Source organism: Sphingobium sp. FG58 (assembly GCF_057809055.1).
In genome coordinates this window covers 1-23,546 of the sequence record NZ_JBMDJF010000004.1, presented here as the reverse complement: position 1 = coordinate 23,546, position 23,546 = coordinate 1, and the positions used below count along the sequence as shown (strand labels likewise).

Sequence of the window (23,546 nt, the reverse complement as noted above, 5' to 3'; positions counted from 1 at the left end):
CATCCTAGTCCGGCAGCGCGGCGACGAAGGCGCGGACGACATCGGCGCTGTTGACCGAGGCCAGCGCCATGAAGGTGGTCATCTGGTTCGCGCCCGCGTCTCCCCCGGCGAGGTCAGACAGGCTGCGGAACACGATGGCCGGGACCTGATTGGCATAGGCGACCTGCACCACTGCGGCGCTTTCCATGTCGAGGACGCGCGCATGCCATGCCTTGGCCAGATAGTCGCGAAATTCAGCATTGTCGGCATAGACACCGGCGCTGACGCCAGTGCCGCCGACCACGAATTTGGGCTCATGGGTCAGGCAGTTTGCCGCGGTCGCCTGCCCCTCCACACAGCGGCGCAGGGTCAGGCCGGGGGCGATTTTCCGGGCGAGCGCCAGCAGCGCAGGATCGACCGCCTGCCGATACTGGCGGCGTGGCGTTTCCGTTGCATTACCCAACCGCACCCCGCGCGGGAACATCATGCCGAAAGGCGGCGGCGCGTCGGCATCGACAGGTTCGGGGACGACCCAGCCTTGCGGCGTCTGGCGCGCGAAGGAGACTTCCAGATATTGCGCCCAATCCTCCGCCACGATGACGTCGCCGATCGACAAAGCGGGATCGACCCCACCCGCAATGCCGGAAAAGACGATCCGCTTCACGGTAAAGCGATCCAGCACCAATTGCGTGTTCATCGCCGCATTGACCATGCTGACGCCGCTCTGCATCAGCAGTACGGGCTTGCCCGCCATGGTGCCGGTCAGGAAGGTGAGGCCGTTGACCTTATAGGTCCGGGGCTTGGCGACCGTGTGGGCCAGCGCATCCCATTCGGGCGCGAAGGCGGTCATGACCACGGTGCGCGGCGTCCTGTCGAGCGGCTTTGCCTGCACCGAAACCGGCAGAAGCAGCGCGCAGATGGCAAGGCAGAGCGCGCGCATCATGCCGCACTCATCCAGATGAAGCGGACGACGAACAGGGCGGCCAACAGGAACAGGAACCAGTCGGCCCTGGTCGCGGTGCCGCGCAGCAGCTTCAATATGGCGTGGGCGGTGATGCCGAAGGCCAGGCCATTGGCAATGGAGAAAGTGAGCGGGATCATCGCCACGGTCAGGAAAGCGGGGATTGCCGAGAGCGGGTCCTCCCACTCTATTTCGGTCAGCGGCAGCAGCATGAGGCCGCCCACGATGATGAGCGCAGGCGCGGTGGCGGCCAGCGGGACGATTTGCGCATAGGGGGCGACGAACATGGTCGCCAGGAACAATATGCCGGTGACAACCGCCGTCAGCCCGGTGCGCCCGCCCGCCTGCACGCCCGCCGCGCTTTCGACATAGGAGGTGACCGTGCTGGTGCCTGCTACCGACCCGACGATAGTGGCGGCCGCGTCAGTGATGAGGATGCGGTTGAGGCCGGGGATGCGCCCCGCCTTGTCCATCAGCCCAGCCCGCTTGGTGACCGCGACCAGCGTGCCGATATTGTCGAACAGGTCGACGAACAGAAAGACGAAGAGGATTTCGAGGAGGCCGAGGCCATGGCTGCCGGTCAGGCCGAACACGCCCGACAGGTCGAGCTTGAACGCAGTGCCGGTCAGCGCGTCGAGGCTGTAGGGTTCCGGGTTGATGACCACTTGGCCGCACAGCCATCCCACAAAAGTGGTCGCGACGATGCCGATCAGCATCGCGCCGCGCACATTCCACACGCTCAGCACGCCGATGACCAGCAAGCCGAACAAGGCGAGCGCTGCGCCGGGTGCCTTGAGGTCGCCCAGTGCCACGAAGGTCGCCGGATTGGCGACGACGATGCCTGCGTTCTTCAGGCCGATAAAGCCGATGAACAGGCCGATCCCACCCGCCACCGCCGCGAACAGATGCATCGGGATGGCCGCGACGATCATCTGGCGCACGCCGGTCAGCGTCAGGATCAGGAAGGCGATGCCGGAAATGAACACGCATCCCAGCGCCACCGGCCATGGGACACCCATTTGCTGGACCACGGTGAAGCTGAAATAGGCGTTGAGGCCCATGCCCGGCGCCAGCGCCAGCGGGGTATTGGCGACCAGCCCCATCAGGATCGATCCGAAAGCCGCCGCAAAACAGGTCGCCGCCGCCACCGCCGCGATCGGCATCCCTGCCTGCCCCAGGATCGCGGGATTGACCAGCACGATATAGGCCATGGTCAGGAAGGTGGTGAAGCCGGCCAGCACCTCCGTCTGCGCCGACGTGCCCCGTTCCGACAGGCTGAAATAGCGTTCGAGCCGTCCTGCCCCTCTCCCCGCCCCCGGCTTTACCGCCACATCCGTCATAATGCGTCCCCCTGTTCGACGGGCGATGTTACGCCGGTCAGCCCCTTATATTCCAGTGTTGCAGCGAAGCGGAATAATGTCGCTTCGCCCCCCGGCCTGCCAATCAATTGCAGCCCCAGCGGCAAGCGGCCCGGTCGGCGCAGCGGCACGCTGAGCGAGGGCAGGCCGGTAAAGCTGATCGGCTGGCTATGGATGCCCAAATCCGCGCGGGCGGGCGACAGCGCGCCGTCGATCATAATGCGCGGGTCGGCGATCAGCGGCGCGACGCAGGGCGTCGCAGGGGCCAGCAGCAGGTCGTAATCGTCCATGATGGCGACGATGCGTTGCTTATAGTCTGCGCGAAACGCCTGCGCCGCGTCGTAGAGCGCGTCGGGCAGCAGTGCGCCTGCGATCAGACGGTCGCGGGTCGCCGGATCGAACGCCATCGCGTCGCGGCCCAGAGCCTCGCGATGCAACCTGCCCCCTTCTGCGGCGGTGATCAGGAAGGCGGCAGAGCGCGCCCGCGCGATATCAGGCAGTTCGATCAGCGGCGCGTCGGGCGCAATGGCGTCCATCGCGGCGATCTGGTCGGGATCGACATTGTCGCGGAAACGCCCCCCCAGCCGGGCAACGCGGATCGGTTCGCTGGCGGCGGTGTGACTTCCCGCCAGCGCATCCCAGATACATTGCATGTCCGCCACCGACAGGGTGAAGGGGCCAATATCGTCGAAACTGTCGGCAAAGGGAAACACTCCGCCCATCGGCAGCGCGCCATGGCTGGGCTTGATGCCGTAAATGCCGGTCAGGCTGGCAGGAACGCGGATCGATCCGTTAGTGTCGGACCCTAGCGAGAAAGGCAGCAACCCTGCCGCAACCACAGCCGCAGATCCGCCGGACGATCCGCCTGCCAGTCGGCCAAGATCATGGGGATTGCGCGTCGTGCCATGCCGGGCGTTGATGGAGGCGAAGCCATAAGCGAATTCGTCCATGTTGAGCGTCGCGACCAGCACCGCGCCTGCGGCTTGCAGGCGGCTGATGGCGTCCGCGTCGGCCTGCGCGGGTGGTGCATCGGCATAGAGGCTGGATCCTGCGGTCGTCGGCAGCCCGCTTATGTCGAACAGATCCTTGACGCCATAAGGCACGCCCGCCAGCGGCCCCGGATCACGCCCCGCAGCGATAGTGGCATCGACGACTGCGGCCTCCGACCGGGCGCGGTCGGCCAGGATGCGCGTTACCGCGACCAGTCGCCCGCCATCTGCCGCCAGTCCGGCAAGGCATTGCTCCAGAACGGCCATGGCGCTGGTCTGCCCCGACCGGACAGCGGCGGCGATCTCGACGGCCTGTTTCACGATTTTTCCGTCGCAAACAGCGTGTCGGCATGGCGATCCAGCAGGGCCAGATTGGCGGTGACGCCCGCCATGCAGGGTTCGGCTATGGTCAGGCCCAGCCTCTGCGCTGCGCCTTCAATCTCCGCCACGGTGCGTGGCAGCGGCGGGCGCTGGGGCGTTGCGCCTCGTCGCGCGAAGCGGCTCGCCAGCGCGGCGCACAGGAACAGCTGGATCTGGTGGAATATCATCAGCGGCAGGATGATAACGCCGACCTGCGCCGCCGGGAATAGCGCGCCCGCCATCGGCACGCCCGACACCAGGCTCTTCTTCGACCCGCAGAACAGCAGAACGATCATGTCCGCACGCGGCAGGCCGACGAGGCGTGCAAGGCCCAGATTCGCGCCCATCACGAGGATCAGCATCACCAGGCTGAGCAGCAGCAGGAGCAAAAGGTCGGCAATCCCCACCTGCGACCAGATGCCGCCAACCACCGCCGCGCTGAACGCGGTATAGACGACCAGCAGGATCGACCCGCGATCGACCGGCATCAATATTTTCTTGTGGCGGTCGATGAACGCCCCGATCCACGGCCGCAGCAGATGCCCGGCAAGGAAAGGAACGAGCAGTTGCAGCGCGATCGCCTGCACCGAGTGCCAGGAAAAGCCGCTGCCCCCGCCATCCACCGCCATGAACAGCCCGACCAGAAGCGGTGTCAGGATGATCCCGACGATGTTGGACAGGGACGCGCTGCACACCGCCGCCGCGACATTGCCGCCCGCTATGGCGGTAAAGGCGATCGAGGACTGAACCGTCGATGGCAGCAGGCTGAGATAGAGCAGGCCCGTCAGCAGCAAGCCATCGCCATGGCCGCGCAACAGGGCGACGAGGCTGAGGCCGATGGCAGGAAAGAGAATATAGGTCGAGGCCAGCACATAGAGGTGCAGCCGCCAGTTACCCGCGCCCGCAAGCACCGCCTCGCGCGACAATTTCGCCCCGTGCAGGAAAAAAAGCAACGCAATCGCGAAGTCCGTCACCGCCTCGACCCAAGGGATCGCCGCGCCGCGCACCGGAACGAACGACGCGGCTGCCACCGTCGCAATCAGCCAGAGCAGAAACGGATCGGGCAGGAAGGAAGGCTTGGAAACGCGGACCATGGCCCCCTTTAGGCCGATCCTGCCCTACCGATCCAATAGAATGACTTGCACGGATCGTTGCAAAAAAGCGCTTACTCCTTTGAACAGCTCACCGCCGGTATCGGTCAATCTCTATCCCGTGGCGATTGAGCTTATCATAGAAGGTTTTGCGCGGCAGATGCAGTTCGGCCATGGCCGACCGCGCGTCGCCCCCGACCCGCTCCAGCACCTGCCGGATCACGCCCGCCTCGAAGCGTTCGACCTGCTGGGTGAGGGAGAGCGCACTCCCCTCCCCCGCGCCATCCGCCTGCATCCCCAGCACGGTGCGCTTGGCGAAATTGGTGAGTTCGCGCACATTGCCGGGCCAGTCATGATCGGCCAGATAGGCCTGAATGTCCGGGCCGATGCGGGGGACGTCGCGTTTCATCTGGTCGGCTGCCTGATGCAATAGATAACCGAACAGTAATGGAATGTCGGCGCGTCGTTCGCGCAACGGCGGAATGCGCAGCCGCACCATGTCGAGCCGATAGAGAAGATCGGCGCGAAACCGACCTTCGGCAACGCTGGCCTCGATCCCCGGCTTGGTCGCCGCGATCACGCGCAGGTCCACCGCCTGCGGCTGTTCGGCACCCACCGGCAATATTTCCCGTTCCTCCAGCACGCGCAGCAGCGCGCCCTGCAACCAGGTCGGACTACTCTCTATCTCGTCCAGAAAGAGCGACCCCTTGTTGGCGCGGGCTATCCTGCCCGGCTGGGTCGTGCGGTTATGGGCGGCGCGCCCGCTTTCCTGTCCGAACAGATCGACCTCCGCAATCGCATCGGGTAGCGCGGCGCAGTTGATCGCGACAAAGGGCCGACCGCGCCGGCGGCTCCAGCGATGGAGCAAGGTTGCGACCAGTTCCTTGCCGGTGCCGGTCTCCCCTTCGATCAATATGTCGACATCGGCGTCGGCGACCTGGCGCATATTTTCGCGCAGGCGGACCATGGCCGGGGTTTCACCGATCAGCGGTTCGCCGCCCGCTCTTTCGTCGGCCGCTGCGCGCAGGCGGCGATTGTCCAGTACCAGCCGCCGCATCTCCAGCGCCCGGCGGGCTGACGCGACCAGATGATCGGTGGCGAAGGGCTTGGCGATGAAATCGAACGCCCCGGTCTTGAGCGCCGCGACCGCCATCGGCACATCGCCATGGCCGGTCATCAGGATCACCGGAATTTCATGATCGATCGCCGCGACCCGCTTGAACAACTCCATCCCATCCATGCGCGGCATCCGAATGTCCGATATGATCGCGCCGCCAAAGCCCGCGTCGATCCGCGCCAGCGCCGACGCGCCATCAGCAAAGGCTTCGACCGCCATGTCGGCCAGCTGGAAGGACTGGACCAAGGCACTCCGCAGCGCATCATCATCATCGACCAGCAGGATCGGCATCTCGATCATAGGGCATCCAATGTCATGCGGAACAAGGTGTGGTCGTCGCTGGCCACATGGTCGAGCGTGCCGCCAAACTCCACCATGATGTCGCGGGCGATGTGGAGGCCCAGGCCCAGCCCGCCCGTCTTGGTGGTGGCAAAGGGCATGAACAACTGGTCGGCGACGGCGGGGTCAATCCCCGCGCCGCTATCGCGCACGTCAAGGATGACGCGCCCGTCCGATTGCGTCAGATCGACCCTGACCCAGGGATCAGGCCGGTCGCGCACCGCCTCCAGCGCATTGGTCAGCAGATTGACCAATACCTGTTCCAGCCGGACGCGCCCGGCCCGGACATTCAGGTCAGGATCGGGCGTCGGCAGCGACAGAGTCACCCCGGCGCTGCGATACTGGTCACCCACCAGCAGGCGCACGCCATCGATCGCCTGTGCCAGCGACACCGGGCCGATCGCGCCGACGCCGCGCCGGGCATAGCGACGCAATTGCGCGGTGATGCTGCCGATCCGGTCGGTCATCGCCACGATCTCGCGCAGGTTGGTGGCCGCCTGCTGCGGCTGCGCGCGGTCCAGAAAGGCGGAGGCATTTTCGGCAAAGGTGCGGATCGTGGCGACAGGCTGGTTGATTTCATGCGCCACGCCCGCCGAAATCGTGCCGAGCGTGCCAAGGCGGTTGGCATGGGCCAGTTCCTCGCGCGCCTGGCGATAGCGCTGGTCGGCGGTCGCACGCGCGTCCATTTCCCGCGCCAGATCGGCTGTTCGCAACGCCACCTCCCGCTCCAATATGGCCCGCGACTCAAGCGCCCGGCGGCGGCGCACGATCGCCCAGACCAGCCCGGCGAGCAGCAAAGACAGGAGGATGGCGAACAGGATTGCCGCGACCTCAGCCCGTGCGCGCGCCGCCTGCAACGCGCCATCCAGCGGTTCGACATGATAAAGGCGCCAGCCAGCCACCGGCACGGACAGGCTTGCCGTCATCGCCTGCGACCCGTCGCGCATCCGGGTCAGGCCATCGGGACCGATTGCGATACCCAGCGGCGTCAGGGGTGCGCCGCCAAATTGCAGCGCCTGCTTGATCTGCGCCTTGCGCGCCGGATCGATCGCCCGCAACGCGCGAAAACGCAGTGCGGGGTCGCTGCTGAGCAGCAGCACGCCATTGGCGTCGGCCACGAAGCTGAGCGCGCGCCGGTCCCGCCAGGTCCGCTCGATCGCGTCAAACTCCACCTTGACCACGATCACGCCGATCGGGCCATCGCCGCTCTCGATCCGGCGGGACAGATAGAGGCCGGGACGATGGCTGACCGTGCCGAGCGCGAAATATTCGCCGCCGCCCTTGGTCCAGCCGAGGCGATAATAGGGACGGAAGCTGTAATCCTGGCCCACGAAACTGTCGGGCAGGCGCGCATTGGACGCCGCGATCGTCCGGCCCGACCGATCCAGCGCAAAGATGGCACCCGCGCCGGTCTTGGCCTTCAGCACAGCCAGCTTGTCATTGAGCGCCATGTCCACCCGCCCCGATCGCATCGCCGCGCGCAGATCGGGATATTCACTCAGGACAACAGGCAGCAGGCGGAATTTCTGCAACTCCGATTCCAGCAGGCGCAGCACGGCGCGGGTCTGCTGCGTGGTCTCGTTGCGCTCCGTGCTGATCGCCTGCGCGCGCAGGGTGTGATGATAGCGGTCGGCAAACACCACCGATGCGGCGACGATCAAGACGATGGCCAGCAGCAGCGGCGCAAGGCGTCGGGTCCAATCCGGCAGGGAAGCGAAGCGGCTCATATTGTGCGGATTATCACACAACCCTTGTCATGGCGATGTGGAAATCCGCATAGAGGCAGGCGGCGCGAAAGGACGACCATACTATATTATCATTTTATATCAGTGTGTTGATGCAAAATACAGTCGATGTTTGGCAGCATCCTAATTTCACCGCACCATAACCTTGCCGCAAAGACTGAGCCAGCGGCGGCTATGGAGCTGGAGCAAGTGCCATGATCAAACAGAGTTTTCCGCCAGCCTCACCGCCCCCTGTGCGCAAAGGTCTCGCCTCCCAACTCTATGTCCAGGTCATTGTCGCGATCATCCTCGGCGCGTTGCTCGGTCACTTCTGGCCTGCTTATGGCGAAGCGATGAAGCCGCTCGGCGATGGCTTCATCAAATTGGTCAAGATGATCATCGCCCCGGTCATTTTCCTCACCATCGTCACCGGCATTGCGGGCATGAAGGAATTGGGGTCGGTCGGTCGGGTGGCCGGCAAGGCGTTCGCCTATTTCCTGACCTTCTCCACCCTGGCGCTGGTCGTTGGCCTGATCGTCGCCAATCTCGTCCAGCCGGGCGCGGGCATGAACATCGATCCCGCCACGCTGGATGGCGGCGCGGTCGCAGATTATGCCGCCAAGGCGCATGAATCGACGCTGACCGGTTTCCTGTTGGGCGTCATTCCCACGACACTGGTCAGCGCCTTTACCGACGGCAACATCCTCCAAATCCTGCTGATCGCGATCCTGTTCGGCATCGCGATCAGCATGGTCGGCGAACCGGCTGCCCCAGTGATCCGCTTCATGGAGCGCCTCAGCCTCATCGTCTTCAAGCTGGTGTCGATCCTGATGCGCGCGGCCCCCATCGGTGCATTCGGGGCGATCGCCTTCACCATCGGCAAATATGGCGTGGGCAGCCTCGCCAATCTGGGCGCGCTGGTCGCAACATTCTACCTCACATCCTTGCTGTTCGTGGTGGTGGTGCTGGGGAGCGTGGCGCGGTTGACCGGCTTTTCCATCTTCAAGCTGCTGCGTTACCTCAAGGCCGAACTGCTGCTTGTGCTAGGGACATCCTCGTCCGAAGCCGCGCTGCCCAACCTCATTGAAAAGATGGAGCGGGCGGGTTGCGAGAAGTCCATCGTCGGGCTGGTCGTCCCCACCGGCTACAGCTTTAATCTGGACGGCACCAACATCTACATGACGCTCGCGGCCTTGTTCATTGCGCAGGCGACGGGCGTGGAATTGACGCTGGGGCAGGAATTGCTGCTGCTGGGCGTTGCCATGCTCTCGTCCAAGGGCGCGGCGGGTGTGACCGGTGCGGGCTTCATCACGCTGGCCGCCACGCTGTCGATCGTGCCGACGGTGCCGCTGGCGGGCATGGCGCTGATTCTGGGCGTAGACCGCTTCATGAGCGAATGCCGCAGCCTTACCAATTTCATCGGCAATGCGGTGGCCACCATCGTCGTCGCACGCTGGGAAGGCGGGCTGGACCGTGAGAAGCTCAACGCCGCGCTCGACGGGCGGTTGCCCGCACCGGAGGTTGTCGAAGCGTCCCCGCACGCCGTGCTGACCGCCGCCTGATGTTTTTCAGGAAGGCCTGCGCCGCTTGACGGCCGCTTTCCCCTGACAGATTGGTTCCAAAATCATGTCCATGACCCGCCTGCTATGCGGCGCGTTGATGCTCGCCTGGGCGATGCCCGTAGCTGCCCAGACCGCTGCGCCCGAAACCTATCCCGCCGCCGCTCAGGGCGATGGCGCGACGACGAAGGGCTATAACCTCTCCCGCTGGGCAGAGGATTGGAGCGCCTATCGCGACCCGGCCAAGCGCGACGACATTCTCGATCGTCTCAAATATCTGCCGCTCGATGAGGATGGCGACATCTATCTGACGCTGAGCGGTGAAGCGCGATTGCGCATGAACCTGACCAGTAATCCCCAACTGATCGAAGGGCCGGAACAGCGGCAGGACATCGTGCGCCTGGTGGGCGGCGCGGACCTGCATATTGGCGATCATCTGCGCTTCTATGGCGAAATTGCCCATGGCCAGTTATCGGGCAAGAATGTCGGCACGCCGTCCGGGTCATTGCGCAACAGCTTCGTGCGCCAGCAATATTTTGCCGAGGCCAAGGCGCGCGTGGGCGAAGTCGATCTGGGCATACGTTATGGACGGCAGGAGTTCACCGACGGTCCCAACCTGCTGATATCCCAGCGCGACAATAACACTATCCGCTTTGTCCTGAACGGCACCCGCGCCTGGGCGCGGACCCCTACGATGCGCGCAACCCTGTTCGATTTCGAAACGACTGATCTGGGCAATGGCGGTCTGGGCGACGATGTGCCGGACAAGAACCGGCGGTTCAGCGGCGTGTCGGCGGGCTTCGTGCTGCCGACCCATTGGCTGGGCGGATCGAGCCTCTATTTCGACCCTTTCTTCTGGCGGCGGCGCAATCGCGTGGGGACATGGGGCGGCGTCGTGTCGCCAGCGGTGCGCTATTATGCCGGGGCGCGTTTATGGGGCGATGTCGGTCCGGTCGCGCTCGACTGGACGCTGGTTCACCAATATGGCCAGTTCAACGACCGGCCGATCCGCGCCTGGCAGGCTTTTGCCGCGCAAACGGTCCGGCTGGGTGCGGACAAGAGCGCACCGCGCATCGGCATCCATGTCGATTATGGCAGCGGCGGGGGCGGTTATGACAGGGGGACGCTGCGTAACGCCTATGCCCCGTTCGGCAATAATATCTATTTCAGCTACGGCCTGTTCCTGACCGCCACCAACCTGATCGCGGTCGCGCCCAATATCTCGTTTCAGCCGATCAAGGGTGTGCGCGCCAGCCTGGAATATCAGTTCAGCTGGCGCGACGATGCGCGTGATGCCGTTTATCGTGCCAATTATTCGCCCTATGTCGGCACCGAACAGGTGCCGGGCAAGGCAGTGGCGCAGCTCGCGCGGGCGCAGATCGTCTATTCCATCTCGCCGCGACTGACGCTGACGACGCGGGCCGAATATTTACAGGCGCAAGAGGTGTTAAAGGCCGCTGGCTATCGCAACTCCGCCTTTCTGGCGACCTGGCTGAGCTTCCGGTTTTGATGCGCATCCTACCGGCCATCCACCCCGATCAGGCGGACCGGCCCCAGCAATCCCGACGGCAATAATGGCGAGTCCGGCTTATAGGGGGATGACGGCGCGAAGGCGACGGGCTGTGCGCCCGGCTGCTTGTCGCCGATCAGTCGGTTGGGCCAGAGATTGACGACACGGACTTCCAGCCGGTTGTTGCCGGGCTTGAGCGCCTTGCCGATGTCGATGCGATAAGGGGAGTGCCATGAAGGCGCAAATGGGACGCCGTTGACGATAACGGTCGCGATGTCATGCACCCCGCCCAGATCGAGCGTGACCCGTCGCCCAGCCTGCAACCAGGAAGACGCCATATCAAAATCACGGCGGTAGCTGGCGCTGCCGGAATAATATTTGATGCCGGGGTCGGCTGAGTCCGGCCAGGAAATCAGCCGGTCGAAATGGGCCTGATCGGGCGCACCGCGACCCTGTTCGAACGACAATTGCCAATTGTCATTCATGGTCGCCAATATTGTTTCGACCGGTTCTGCGGCTGTCCAGGCTGCTTGCGCGGTGGGGCGCTGGAACACCAGGAAGCCGGATTCATGGCCGTTCAGTGTGATCTGCACGCTGGTGCGGCCCGATGCCCGACGGAAACTGGCCGGTGCGCTCGTTCCGGTGTCTGCGTTCCAAAGCTCCGGCGCGCGACCGTCCGCGCGGAAACTGGCCCAGAGGCTTACCGGCTTGTCGCTCTGATTGGACAGGAAATAGAGATCGGTGTCGCCAGCTTTGCGGTGCAGCCAGAGCATGTCTTTGGCTGCTTGAGCATCCTCGAACATGACATCGGGGGTGATAGACTGCTGCGCGGTTGCCTCGGCGATGCTGGCATATACGCGCCTTGCCGATCGCGGGCGGTCACGCGATCCCCATAGGCGATTGGCGATTTTTTCGATCGCGCTGTCGGGGCTTAGCACGCCCAAGCCGCCGATCGGGCGGCGCGCCACGACGGTCGCGCCTTGCGCCACCAATTGCTCGATCTTCCTGAGCGTGGGCAAAGTGAAGCGCTGGATGCGGTCGGGAATATAGAGGAGGCGATAGTCCATGCCGCTGGGCGTGACGATCCGGCCATCGCGGACAGAAAGCAGGTTCACCAGCGCTTCGGCATTGACATAGTCGAAGTCGAACCCTGCCGGAATGTCGCTTTCCAGCCGATCGAGATATTGTTCGGTCAGGCTGCGTTCCTCGCCATAGAAATAGGCGATGTCCGCGATCGGGCGACCCTGCTGGAGCATATAGGATGTGCGGGCGAGATAAGTGACCCATGGCCCGGCCTGCTCCGCCCATGTGTCGTTGCGGTTGAAGAACTGGCCGAAGATGAAGAGCGACAGGCCCGGCTTTGCGTCCACCAGCGGTTGGTGATGCGATTCATGCAGCAGCAGGCGATTGATGCCGCTGGCGAATATCCGGTCGGCGACCGGGCGCAGCATCGCTGGCGAGAAGGCCCAGGGGTCCTGAATGGCCGCCACGGTCAGTGCTTCGGCTGCGGCGAATTTCTTGCCATAGAGATGGGCGACCGACGCACTCTCCTTGAGGTCGGCGGCAAGCGGTGGCTGGCCGGGCGCAGTGGCAAAGGGGCGATACCAATATTCGGCGGTCGGGATATCGGCCCGCGCCTTGAGCGCCATGCCATCGACGATGGCGCGCGGGAAATCGCCCTGCGCTTCGGAATAATAGGTCATGCCGCGCGCATGAAGCGTCCGCGCCAGCACCGCATGATGATTGTCGGCGACCATATCCTTGAGCGTTCGCCGGAAATCGAACAGGAAGGCTTCCGACAGCGCGCTGCTGCCGACCACCCGGCCCGTTAGAACGGGCAGGAAGGGGACGGGATCATAGCCGCGGCGCGCCTGAAATTCGGCCAGGATTTTGGGGGTCCAGTTCTGAACGCCAGCCTCCCAACTGTCGGTCAGCATCGACCCGATACCCGCCGCGCCGATCCGTCCGCCGCTGGCCCGGTCGTAAAGCCCCAGATAATGGTCCAGATAACGGCCCACAGCTGCGGGATCGAGCTTGTCGACCTCCAGCCCGGTCGCGCTGGGTTCGGCGGGCGCATTGACCGCGCCGGTGAGGGACCATCCCATTCGCAGGACGGTCCAATTGCCCGGCGGAGGCGTCCAGTCGAGCGATCCATCGGGCCGCAGCCGGGCGGTCAGGTTGACGACCCGATTGCGGGGGATGGCATCCTTCGCCGCGACCGGCGCGGGTGAGGCCGCCTCCTGGGATATGGTCGACTGGAAACCGGCCTTGGCTTCGATGCCGTTGATCCGCGCGCCGCTGTGCAGCGCCAGTCGGGTGACCGACACGGCATCCAGCCGGGGCTTGGGCAGGAAGCGGTCCAGTGAGGCGCGCGATGGCAACGTCACCGGCAACAGGCGCAGCCTGAGCTGACGCGCGACGACTGGTGGGAAAGCGATAGTTTCCTGCGGCGCTGGATGGATGAACTGGTCATTGGACGCTTCGATCAGGGCGCGGGCGACGGTCCGCCATTGGCCATCGCCATGATCGACCTCAATCATCGCCTGGGCATTATTTTTCATCCCGATGGTGATGGCACCCAGTTGCACCGGACGAGGATAGGATGCGACCAAAGTGACGCCCATTTCCGCGTCGAGCGGAAGGTCGAGCGCCGCTGGCGAGGCCGGTAACGGGACGGCCCCCGATGCGGCATCGGACGGAAGGCGCGTCCAGACCGGCGGCGGCACATCGCGTTCGGGCGCTGGTGTCGGGAAGGCGATGACCGCCGTGTCGCCATAGCTGCGCGGCCCGGCAGCGCCCTTGCCGACATCCTGAAACGGCCCGGTGGCCGACGGCGGCAGGGCAAGCTGGCCGGTAAAGGGCTTTCCGCCGGTTACCAGCGTCTCGCTCCAGACATATTTCTTCATGCCATCGGCGGGTGCGACCCATGGTCCGCCAGTCTCGCTCCACCCCGGCGAGGCGGCGATGCCGAATTCAAAGCCTGCGTCATGCGCCTGACCAAGCGACTGGCGGAATATGGCCTGCCATTCGGTGGACATGAAGGGCTTTGGCGGCTTGACGACGGCGGGCGTCGGGAGCTTGCCGCCGGAAAAGGCATGGACCCCGCCAATGCCGATGCGCTGCATCCATTCCAGGTCCAGCCTGGCCCCTTCGGCGGATATGTTGCCGCCCATCCAGTGCCACCAAAGGCGCGGCCTGGCGTCCTGCGGCGGGGTTTCAAACCCAGTGCGCAAGGGGTCGTCCGAAGGCGTGGCGACGACGCTCTGGGCGCTCAGCCCCAAGAGCGAAGCACTGGCCATAGCCAGCGCGCCAATCCATCCGGTTCGATGCTTCATCCAGCCTCTCCTTGGCTTGTCCTATCGCTCAGGCGTCGTTTCCGACAGTGAGTTGGACATAGTCTGCGTTATGTGTGATGTATGCGACTACATATCGCATAGGCGGTTATTCGACGATTGGTCAAGCCGGTCGCAGGGGCAGGCATCGGGCTGCTTGACAAGCGTAACGGCGACAACTTATGCGATTGTAAGTCGCATAGATTGATGACGAAGCAAAAGCGCTCCTGAGTCGGTCGATGCACGAAATCACACGGAACGAGCGGCAATAGCTCGTCAAAATCGGAGGGGATTGTTCCATGAAAGCTATGCAAGCCATGCGCCGGGGCGTCAGTTTGAGTGCGATGCTGATCGCCACACCGCTGTGGGCGCAAACCGTCCCGACGGACGACAGTAGCAGCGTGTCCCAGCCATCCATGGCGGACATCATCGTTCAGGCCCGCCGTCGTGACGAAGGGTTGCAGGATGTGCCGGCCGTCGTCAACGCCGTGACCTCGGCACAGATCGACAAGCTCAACCTGCGCAGCTTCAGCGATGTCCAATCGCTCGTCCCCGGCCTGGAACTGTCCTCCAACGCCAACGGCATCGGCGCCAATGCGAAGCTGCGCGGGATCAATTTCGACCTGAATGCCAGCGGCAACAATCCGACCGTCGAATTTTACTTCAACGATGCGCCGATCACGGCGGGCGTCATTTTGCAGCAAATGTATGACATCGGCCAGATCGAGGTCCAGCGCGGTCCCCAGGGGACGCTGCGCGGACGCGCCGCGCCGTCCGGGTCGATTACGGTTACCTCCAAAAAGCCGGACCTGTTCCAATATGGCGGCTTTGTCGATCTGACCGCGAACGACATCGGCACGATGAATGCGAAGGGTGCCGTCAATGTGCCGGTGATCGAGGGCATATTGGGCCTGCGCGCCGCGGGCGTATGGGACGAGAATGAGGGCGACCGCGTGCGTGCCGCCAAAAACCCCGATCCGCGTTCGACCACGACCAGCGGGCGTCTGTCCGCGCTGGCGACGCCCCTCGACTGGCTGCGGTTTGAAGGCACATATCAATATATCAAGCGCAACGCGCTGGGTTACGATCAGGCCATTTCGTTCAGCGAAGCCAATCCGGCCGCCGCGCCCAGCCCGGTCCTGATCACCGCCGAGGACCGCCTGTCGTTGCAGGAACGGCCCCGCCCGGTCCGGCAGCGGTTCAATATCTACAACTGGCAGGCCGAAGCCGCGCAATTGGGGCAAAAGCTTGTCTATCAGGGCCAGCATTATACCCAGAATCTGTTTTCGCGCGATAATGCCGACGACGCGATTTTCTTTCCCGGCCGGGTCGTCGAACAGGTCACCAATACGCGCGCCAAGGCGACGTCGCACGAATTGCGCTTGCAGAATGAAGAGCGGCTGTTCGGCTTTCTGGATTATGTCGTTGGCGTCTTTGATTATAAAAATGCGTCCCGGACCAGCCTGACGACGCCGACGGTCGTGCGCCTGCCGCTGGCCTTTGGCGGCGGCGTTGCCCAGATCGTCAACACCCCGATCGGTCGACCGACCAAGGAGCATGAACAGTCCTTCTTCGGCAATCTGACCGCCCATATCGGCAAGAATACCGAAATTTCGGGCGGGTTGCGGCGCATCGACTATAGCTTTCTTGGCAATTTCAGCGTCGGCGGCCGGGTCATCGACGCGCAGGATCGCGACGAAGGCAAGCTGATCTATGCCGCATCGGTAAAGCATAATTTCACGCCCGACTTCATGGTCTATGCCAGCACCGGCAGTTCCTGGCGGCCGGGCCTGACGGCGATCGGCAATTTCAATCTGGCATCGTCGGCGCTGGAACGATCCTTCGTGACCGTGCCGCCTGAAAGCTCAAAATCCTACGAACTGGGTTTCAAGAGCAATTTGTTTGGCGGCCGCGCGCAATTCAACCTGACCGCCTATCATCAGAAATTCCAGAATTTCCCCTACAGGTCCCCGACCGGCATTTTCTATGTCAACACCGTGGCGGTGACCAACGCTTCGGGCGCGGTGACAGGGTTGAGCCAGCAAGTAGGCCAGTTCAACTTCGTGTCCCCCGTGCCGGTCGAGGTCAATGGCATCGAGGCCGATCTTCAGGCCGCGATCGGCAGCCGCCTGAATGTAGGCCTCGCGGCCAGCTATTCGCTGGGCAAGATCAAGAATGGCGTGGTTGCGTGCAACGACATTAATGGCGACGGCATTCCCGATGTCACGACCGGCACGCCCAGCTTGGCCGCGTTGCAGGCGGCGGTCGGTGCCAACAATCTGTCCACCTGCCGGTCCAACGACCGGTCGGCCTTCCTGCCGCCGTTCAGTGCGTCGATCCAGTCGGAATATCGCGTGCCGGTTTCGAGCGCGACAGATGGCTACGTGCGCGGGCTGTTTTCCTATAATGGCAAGTCACAGGGCGATCCGACCAACCCGTTCGACAATGTCAGTTCCTATGGCCTGCTGAACCTCTATGCCGGGGTTCGTGGCCATGACGGAATGTGGGAAATGTCCTTCTTTGCCAAGAATGTCTTTAACACGACGCGGGTGATTTCGCGGACCAATCCGTTGTTCACCTCCTACCAGCAGCTTGGCTTTGCGGGGCAGTTCGCCAATGGTGCACCGGTTCTGACCGGACCGACGGGCGCTTCGGCCACCAGCACCTATACCGGCGGGTCGTTGACGGCGCCGCAGGAGTTTGGCGTCAATCTGCGCTTTGCCTTCGGGTCACGATAAAATGTCTCAGTCCCCCCGGACAGCATCGCTCTAGCGATAGTGGTGCAGGCAGCCGATCGTCTGGCAAGACAGTATGCCGGTTTGCCTGCATCACATTATAGGCAAGGACTGGAATAGGATTGAGGGTGTCGATGAAGCTGTATCTGACCGTGGCGAGCCTGCTGGCTCTGGCCGTCCCGATGGCAGCGCAAGCCGGATCGCCACCAGCGGATGTAGCGCAAGCGGAGACCGCCGGTCGCCAGTCAATCACCCTTGATTCGGGCTGGCGATTTCGGTTCGGCGAGACGGGCGACGCGCCAGGATCGCCCGACTTTGACGACAGCAGTTGGGACGGCGTGTCGGTGCCTCATAGCTGGAACCGGCTGGGCAGCTATGGCACGGAGCGCGCGCCCGGCACGGACAACCGGCAGGGCATTGGCTGGTATCGGCTGAAAATGCGTGCGCCATCGGCAGGGACCAGCCCGCAGCGCTATTATCTGGATTTCGGCGCGGTCAGCAAGATTGCCGACATCTGGGTGAATGGTGTGCATGTCGGCACGCATAAGGGTGCGTTCGCCCGTTTCCGGCTGGACGTGACGCAGCAATGGAAGCCGGGTGCCGACAATCTGATCGCCGTCCGTGCCGATAACAGCAAGCCGGTGGCGGGTGCCAGCACGGCCGAGACCTTGCCCCTGGCCGGAGATTTTTTCGTCCATGGCGGCATGTATCGTGCAGTGTCGCTGCTGACCCTGCCCGATGTCAGTTTCGATCCGCTCGATTTTGGCGGTCCCGGCCTTTATGCACGCACCAGTTCGATCACGGCGGACAAGGCGGCGGTTCATGTGCTGGCGCGACTGCGTAGTTCGGCCGCTCGCAGTCGGCGATTGACGCTGGTGACGACGATCGCGGATGCGGACGGCAAAGCCGTCGCCCGTTCGGAGCGGCCGATAAGCATCGCCAAGGGTGCGAGCGAACAAGCCATCGACATGGTGGTGCCGTCCCCCCACCTGTGGAACGGGACGGCCGATCCCTATCTCTATTCCGTGCGTGCCGAGCTGGTCGACAAGGGGCGGCGCATCGACAGCTTGGTCCAGCCGCTGGGCATCCGCGATTTCCGTATCGACGCGGACAAGGGCTTTTTCCTGAACGGCAAGCATGTGGCGCTGCATGGCGTGTCCCGGCACCAGGATCGGCCCGATGTGGGCTGGGCGTTGACCAGGGCGGACCATGCGCAGGATATGGCGATGGCCGTGGAAATGGGCGCGAACACGATCCGCGAGGCCCATTATCAACAGGCCGACGAATGGAGCGACGAGGCCGATCGCGCGGGCATGGTCGTTTGGGCGGAACTGCCCTATGTCACATCGCCCAGCGTGACCGGGGGCCAGGGATCGCCCGAACTATGGTCCAATGCCGAACAGCAATTACGCGAACTGATCCGGCAGAAATATAATCATCCTTCGGTCATGATGTGGTCGATCGGCAATGAAGTGGATTCCGCCAAGGGCTTTGGCGTCGGCAAGGAGGTCATGAAGCCGCTGGCGCTGCTGCAACATTTGAATGTGATCGCCAAGGCCGAGGATCCGTTCCGCCCCACAATATTCGCCGACTGCTGCGAGGGGCTGAACCTGGTCAAGACGGCGGGCGAAAAGCTGGCGGGGACGGCCGACCTGATCGGCTATAATCGCTACTATGGCTGGTATTATCCCCAGCCGCGCAAGGCGCGCGAGCAATTGGGCGCACAGTTGGACATATTCCACGCCAAGCATCCGCAACTGCCGATATCCCTGTCCGAATATGGCGCGGGCGGTGCGACCAGCCAGCATTCGGACAATGTCGCGGACGGCTATCTCAACTTTACCGGCACGCCGCACCCGGAGGAATATCAAAGCTGGTATCATGAGGAAAATTGGGCCGCGATCCGGCAGCGCCCGTTCGTCTTTGCCAGCTGGGTCTGGAACATGTTCGATTTTGCCAGCGACCTGCGCAAGGAAGGCGACTCCATCGACCTCAACAATAAGGGGCTGGTGACGGCAGACCGGAAGGAGCGCAAGGACGCCTTCTATTTCTACAAGGCGCAATGGTCGTCGACGCCGACGCTGCACCTGACGCAGAAACGCTATAGCGAGCGGGCCTATCGCGATATTACGGTCAAGGCGTATAGCAATGCCGCAAAAGCCGAGCTGGTGCTGAACGGCAGCCCTGTCGGCGCGGCAGCCTGCACCGACGGTATCTGCCTGTGGCCGCATGTCATCTTGCGCCCCGGCGACAACAGGATCGTGGCGACCGCCGAATTTAACGGCGCGCGGGTGAGTGACGAGGCGAACTGGAACGGGCCAGACCCGGCGAAGGGCATTTTCGTCAACGCAGGTGATCTGGGCAGCAGCGTCATTGCCGGGCAGCGTTATGGCTCCGACGATTTCGTGACCGGGGGAATCCCCGTCGTGCTGAACATGGGCGGCTTTGGCGGCCAGCGGATGATGGCGCCGCGCACGGTGGAAGCGGCTATTCCCGCCCTCTATGACTATTGGCGGGAGGGCGATAGCTTCTCCTACGCCATTCCGGTCGGCAATGGACGCTGGACCGTCACGGTTGACACGTTCGAGCCGCGCAAGGTGCTGACCGAGCCGGTGACGATGCGGGTGAGCGCCAACGGCAAGGTGGCGCTGGCCCCGTTCGATGTCAGCAAGGAAGCGGGTGGCGCAATGCGCGGGCTGCGCAAGCAGTTCGATGTTCGCGTGACCGACGGTGTGCTGAAGCTGGATTTCGCGGGCGAAGGCGGCCGTGCGGTCGTGGCGGCCATCGCGGTCACGCCCAGATAAGAGGAGTTTCAGGATGGACGAGGATGGATTGAGCCGCCGCACGCTGCTAGGCGCGGGGTCACTGGCAGCGATTGGCGCGGCTTATGCCGGGACTGCCAGGGCGAATGAGGAGATCGTGCCGGTAACGATCGACACGCGCAAATCCACTGGCCCCTTGCCGCACATCTGGACGGAATGTGTCGGGTCGGACCGGGCGGCCATCACCCTGCGGGAGCCGTGGCGCAACGATCTCAAGCGCTGGACCGACGAGGTCGGGACGCAGCGGGTGCGCTTCCATGGCATTTTCGCGGATGAAATGTCGGTGATGACGCCGACCATCCTCAACCGGATGCGACCGACGCCCAATTTCCAGCGGGTCGACCAGGTCTATGACGGGCTGCTGGCGCGCAAGGTGAAGCCCTTTGTCGAATTATCCTTCATGCCCAAGGGGCTGGCGTCGGGGACGACGAGTTTCTTCTTTTACGGCGGGGTCATTACGCCGCCCAAGTCGAACGAGGCCTGGGCGCAGTTCATCACCGCCTTCGTCGTGCATCTGGTCGACCGCTATGGCATCGCCGAGGTGCGGCAATGGCCGTTCGAGGTGTGGAACGAGCCCAATCTGAGCGTATTCTGGACCGGGACCAAGCAGCAATATTTCGAATTTTACCGGGCGACCGCGCTGGCGATCAAGGCGGTGGACGCGCAGATCCCGGTGGGTGGTCCATCCACCGCATCGGTCGAGTGGATCGCCGATTTCGCCGCCTATTGTGCGGAGACCAATACCCCGGTCGATTTCTTCACCACCCATGTCTATGCCGGGGACTCGCAGGACAAGCTGTTTGGCAAGGGGACGGCGCGGACCTCGCAGAATGACGTGATCCCCCGCGCCATCAAGCAGGCGCGCGAGCAGATCGACGCCAGCACATTTGCGGGCAAGCCGCTGTGGATCACCGAATGGTCGTCGGACAGCCCGGCGATGATCGCCCATGTCGTCAAGGAATCGCTGCCCTATTGCCAGGCCATGTCGCCATGGGTGATGAGCTGCGAATATGAGGAATTGGGCATTGCCGACTATATATTGAAGGAAGGCGATAGCGGTTGGGGGATGATCTCCGCCGGGATCGCCAAGCCTTCCTTCAATACCCACAAGCTGCTGAGCGCATTGGGGACGCAGCGGCTGGAGAGCAGCGGTCCGGCGCTGGCGTCGCGCCGGGACAATGGGACGATCGCCGCGTTGGTGTGGAACCTGGCCGAGGCAACGCAGCCGTCGGGCATACCGGGATTGAGCCATACCCGGACGGTGCGGGGCGAGGCCAAGACGCTGATCATCGACATGATCGGTGCGCGGGCGGGGCAAAGCGTCGCTGTCCGCTATGTCGACCAGGAACGCGGATCGCCGATGCCCGCCTGGCGCGAAATGGGATCGCCGCAATATCCCAAGCCCGAACAGCTGGCGCTGCTGCGCAAACGGGCGGACATCGCGCCGCCCGAAACGCTGCGGCTGAGCAAGGACCGCAAGCTCCAGTTGCGCCTGCCGCCCGAAGGAGTCGCGCTGCTGGAACTCAAAGGCTGACACTGAGCCGGACATATGTGGACGCTATTATTAGTTCAACTTTTGAATTAAATATCTTGATCGCGATGGCGGCGATGATTAGGCTGGAGCGCAGAAGGCAACAGCCTCGCCCTGAAACACTGAAAGGCTTTGTTATGAAACGCATTTTTATCGCTTCTGCGCTGCTGATGGCCGCGTCGGTTTCCGCGACGGGGAGCTACGCCCAGACGGCCGCGCCAGCAGCAGCGGCGGCGGCCTATAATGTCGAAGCGACCGACATCGGCACCTTGCTGGACGATCCTGCGGCCAAGGCGATCGTCGACAAGCATCTGCCCGGCTTTACCGCCAACGACCAGATCAGCATGGCGCGCGGCATGACGCTCAAGTCGGTGCAGCAATATGCACCGGACATGGTGACGGACAAGGCGCTCGCCGCCATCCAGGGCGATCTGGCCAAGCTGCCCGCAGCCAAGTGAATCCTGGCCGTCCGGCCCTTGCGATTGGTCGGTCTGAACCCCAGACTATGGCCATGACAGAGGGCCAGACGAACGAACAACTAAGCTGGAATGAGGTCGGGATGCTGTATGAAGGCATGGCCTTCGCATCCCGACCTCTGCGATCCGTCACCGACAAGATCAGCAGGCGCCATGATCTGGGGCCGCGCGGCACATGGATATTGTTGATGATATCCAATGGCTGCCTGCACCCGCTGGACATTGCCACCATGCTGCGAATCGGACGCAGCCTTGTTACGGCGGAAGTTGGTCGTCTGGAAAAGGCGCAGCTATTGGTTGCAAACAAGAGCGCGGCGGACCAGCGGCGGACCGAACTGACGCTGACCGCAGCTGGCGCTGCGATCTGCGATGAGGTGCGCACCGCAATGACGACGATGTTGCAGGAGCGCTGGGCGCAGTACAAGCCGGACCAGATCCGCCTGTGCGCCCAGATGCTCCGCGATTTCAGGATGGGGTGATCCCCCCAAAAGCGATCAATCCTCTGCCGCGATTTCGACCCGCAACCCATTCATGGCGTCGGTAAAGGATAGCTGGCAGGCCAGACGCGACCCGGCGGTGCGATGCGGCGAGGTATCGAGCAGGTCGTTTTCGTCCGCACTGATCGGCGGCAGACTGTCTGCAAACGCCGGATCGACATGGATATGACAGGTCGCGCAGGCGCAGCATCCGCCGCATAGCGCCACCATATCATCAAAACCGGCGTCGCGGATGATCTCCATCAGCGTCCGGTCCGTCGTTGCTTCTACGACGGTCTGCTGACCGGCGCGGTCGGTTACCAGGATTTCAGGCATAATCTACTCCTCTGTCATGTTTCTGGTGGCGGCTGACGCTGCTGCTGATCGTGCCACACACATTTTTTCGTTGACGGACGGCGCAAGCTGCTTCTTCAAAATCGGATGCAGGAGTGTTGTGGTGAAACAGGAAAAGACGGAACATGGATCGTCAGCGAAGCAAGTGGCGAAGTCTGCCCATTTAAGCGACGCTGAGTCGCATAGATTGCCTGAAGCGCGCTCGTCAAGAGGCATGGACCCGCGGCAGATACGTAGCGCCGCGGCGTTGCGGCAGGCATTGCTGGACCTTCTGTCTGAAAAGGCGTTCGACCAGATCACGGTGCGCGAAATATGCGCGAGGGCCGGGGTCCATAACGCCACCTTTTTTCGCCATCATGCCGACAAGGACGCCTTGCTGAACCATGTGGCGCAGGATGAGATCGACCGGCTGGTCGCCATATCCCTGGCCCATGGCTACAGCCATGAGGGATTTCTGGCGCTGTGCGACTATGTCGCCACCCGCAGGATATTGTGGCGCGCGCTGCTGACTGGCGGCGCTGGCGGCGCGATGCGGGAAGAGTTGATGCAGCTGTCCATGGCGCTGGCGGCCGAGTTTACCGACTATCCGACCTGGCTGCCGCAAGAGCTGTCGGTGATTTGCAGCACCACACTGATCGTCGAAACGCTGTCCTGGTGGCTCAAGCAGGATGAGGGCGAATATTCGTCCGAAGCCGTGGCGGACATATTGCACGAACTGGTGGAATCGGCGGTGATTGCGCCGCGTCGCCCGCGCGCCAGCGAATAATCGCCCAAACCATCAGATCATGCCGGTTTTCAAGGGTCCGATAAGGCCCGCGCGCCTTTGATCCAAA

At 63.3% G+C, this 23,546-nt stretch carries 16 protein-coding genes; 8 read left to right on the top strand and 8 right to left on the bottom strand.

The genetic code is table 11. The features are described 5' to 3' along the window. Nucleotides 1-4: 4 nt before the first annotated feature. The 6 genes from ACODR8_RS06705 to ACODR8_RS06680 all read right to left on the bottom strand — a co-directional run bounded on the left by ACODR8_RS06705 (nucleotide 5) and on the right by ACODR8_RS06680 (nucleotide 7,921). Nucleotides 5-922, bottom strand: coding sequence for a 5'-methylthioadenosine/S-adenosylhomocysteine nucleosidase (locus tag ACODR8_RS06705; RefSeq protein WP_489006510.1), 918 nt, complete (start codon nucleotides 920-922; stop codon nucleotides 5-7). Further along, nucleotides 919-2,280, bottom strand: coding sequence for an NCS2 family permease (locus ACODR8_RS06700; RefSeq protein ID WP_489006509.1), 1,362 nt, complete (start codon nucleotides 2,278-2,280; stop codon nucleotides 919-921). The genes ACODR8_RS06705 and ACODR8_RS06700 overlap by 4 nt, the downstream gene beginning before the upstream one ends. Then, nucleotides 2,277-3,608: an AtzE family amidohydrolase gene (locus ACODR8_RS06695; protein WP_489006508.1), complete on the bottom strand. Its 1,332-nt coding sequence runs from the start codon at nucleotides 3,606-3,608 to the stop codon at nucleotides 2,277-2,279. Before ACODR8_RS06695 ends, ACODR8_RS06700 begins: the two co-directional genes overlap by 4 nt. After that, a complete protein-coding gene (locus ACODR8_RS06690; protein WP_489006507.1) occupies nucleotides 3,605-4,741 on the bottom strand; it encodes a bile acid:sodium symporter family protein in 1,137 nt (378 codons plus the stop codon). The genes ACODR8_RS06695 and ACODR8_RS06690 overlap by 4 nt, the downstream gene beginning before the upstream one ends. A gap of 88 nt (nucleotides 4,742-4,829) precedes the next feature. Continuing rightward, nucleotides 4,830-6,155 carry a sigma-54-dependent transcriptional regulator gene (locus tag ACODR8_RS06685; RefSeq protein ID WP_489006506.1) on the bottom strand — a complete coding sequence of 442 codons (1,326 nt, stop codon included), beginning with the start codon at nucleotides 6,153-6,155 and terminating at the stop codon, nucleotides 4,830-4,832. Further along, nucleotides 6,152-7,921 (bottom strand): sensor histidine kinase, encoded by a 1,770-nt coding sequence (locus tag ACODR8_RS06680; protein WP_489006505.1) that lies wholly within the window; start codon nucleotides 7,919-7,921, stop codon nucleotides 6,152-6,154. The genes ACODR8_RS06685 and ACODR8_RS06680 overlap by 4 nt, the downstream gene beginning before the upstream one ends. Before the next feature lie 212 nt (nucleotides 7,922-8,133). On the opposite strand from ACODR8_RS06680, the gene ACODR8_RS06675 reads away from it, so the two are divergent. Next, entirely contained in the window at nucleotides 8,134-9,480 is a 1,347-nt protein-coding gene (locus ACODR8_RS06675) for a dicarboxylate/amino acid:cation symporter (RefSeq protein WP_489006504.1), read from the top strand. Between the two features lie 64 nt (nucleotides 9,481-9,544). Then, entirely contained in the window at nucleotides 9,545-10,987 is a 1,443-nt protein-coding gene (locus ACODR8_RS06670) for an alginate export family protein (protein ID WP_489006503.1), read from the top strand. An 8-nt stretch (nucleotides 10,988-10,995) separates the two neighbouring features. Here ACODR8_RS06670 and ACODR8_RS06665 read toward each other — a convergent pair whose 3' ends face one another. Then, nucleotides 10,996-14,322, bottom strand: coding sequence for a glycosyl hydrolase (locus ACODR8_RS06665; RefSeq protein WP_489006502.1), 3,327 nt, complete (start codon nucleotides 14,320-14,322; stop codon nucleotides 10,996-10,998). Between the two features lie 296 nt (nucleotides 14,323-14,618). Here ACODR8_RS06665 and ACODR8_RS06660 point away from each other — a divergent pair, with 296 nt between their 5' ends. From ACODR8_RS06660 to ACODR8_RS06640, 5 genes are all read left to right on the top strand, one after another. Then, entirely contained in the window at nucleotides 14,619-17,057 is a 2,439-nt protein-coding gene (locus tag ACODR8_RS06660) for a TonB-dependent receptor (RefSeq protein WP_489006501.1), read from the top strand. Nucleotides 17,058-17,188: 131 nt separating this feature from the next. Then, nucleotides 17,189-19,858, top strand: coding sequence for a glycoside hydrolase family 2 TIM barrel-domain containing protein (locus tag ACODR8_RS06655; RefSeq protein WP_489006769.1), 2,670 nt, complete (start codon nucleotides 17,189-17,191; stop codon nucleotides 19,856-19,858). Nucleotides 19,859-19,871: 13 nt separating this feature from the next. Further along, a complete protein-coding gene (locus ACODR8_RS06650; protein ID WP_489006500.1) occupies nucleotides 19,872-21,410 on the top strand; it encodes a GH39 family glycosyl hydrolase in 1,539 nt (512 codons plus the stop codon). Nucleotides 21,411-21,544: 134 nt separating this feature from the next. Further along, the gene (locus tag ACODR8_RS06645) at nucleotides 21,545-21,865 is read left to right on the top strand and encodes a hypothetical protein (RefSeq protein ID WP_489006499.1); all 321 of its coding nucleotides are present in this window, start codon (nucleotides 21,545-21,547) and stop codon (nucleotides 21,863-21,865) included. A gap of 53 nt (nucleotides 21,866-21,918) precedes the next feature. Next, nucleotides 21,919-22,362, top strand: coding sequence for a MarR family winged helix-turn-helix transcriptional regulator (locus tag ACODR8_RS06640; protein ID WP_489006498.1), 444 nt, complete (start codon nucleotides 21,919-21,921; stop codon nucleotides 22,360-22,362). 15 nt (nucleotides 22,363-22,377) lie between these two features. On the opposite strand, the gene ACODR8_RS06635 is transcribed toward ACODR8_RS06640, so the two are convergent. Beyond that, nucleotides 22,378-22,695: a 2Fe-2S iron-sulfur cluster-binding protein gene (locus tag ACODR8_RS06635; protein ID WP_489006497.1), complete on the bottom strand. Its 318-nt coding sequence runs from the start codon at nucleotides 22,693-22,695 to the stop codon at nucleotides 22,378-22,380. Nucleotides 22,696-22,927: 232 nt separating this feature from the next. Between ACODR8_RS06635 and ACODR8_RS06630 the strand changes: the two genes are divergently transcribed. Then, on the top strand, nucleotides 22,928-23,479 hold the full coding sequence (locus ACODR8_RS06630) for a TetR/AcrR family transcriptional regulator (protein WP_489006496.1): 552 nt from the start codon (nucleotides 22,928-22,930) through the stop codon (nucleotides 23,477-23,479). The last annotated feature ends 67 nt before the right edge of the window (nucleotides 23,480-23,546 follow it).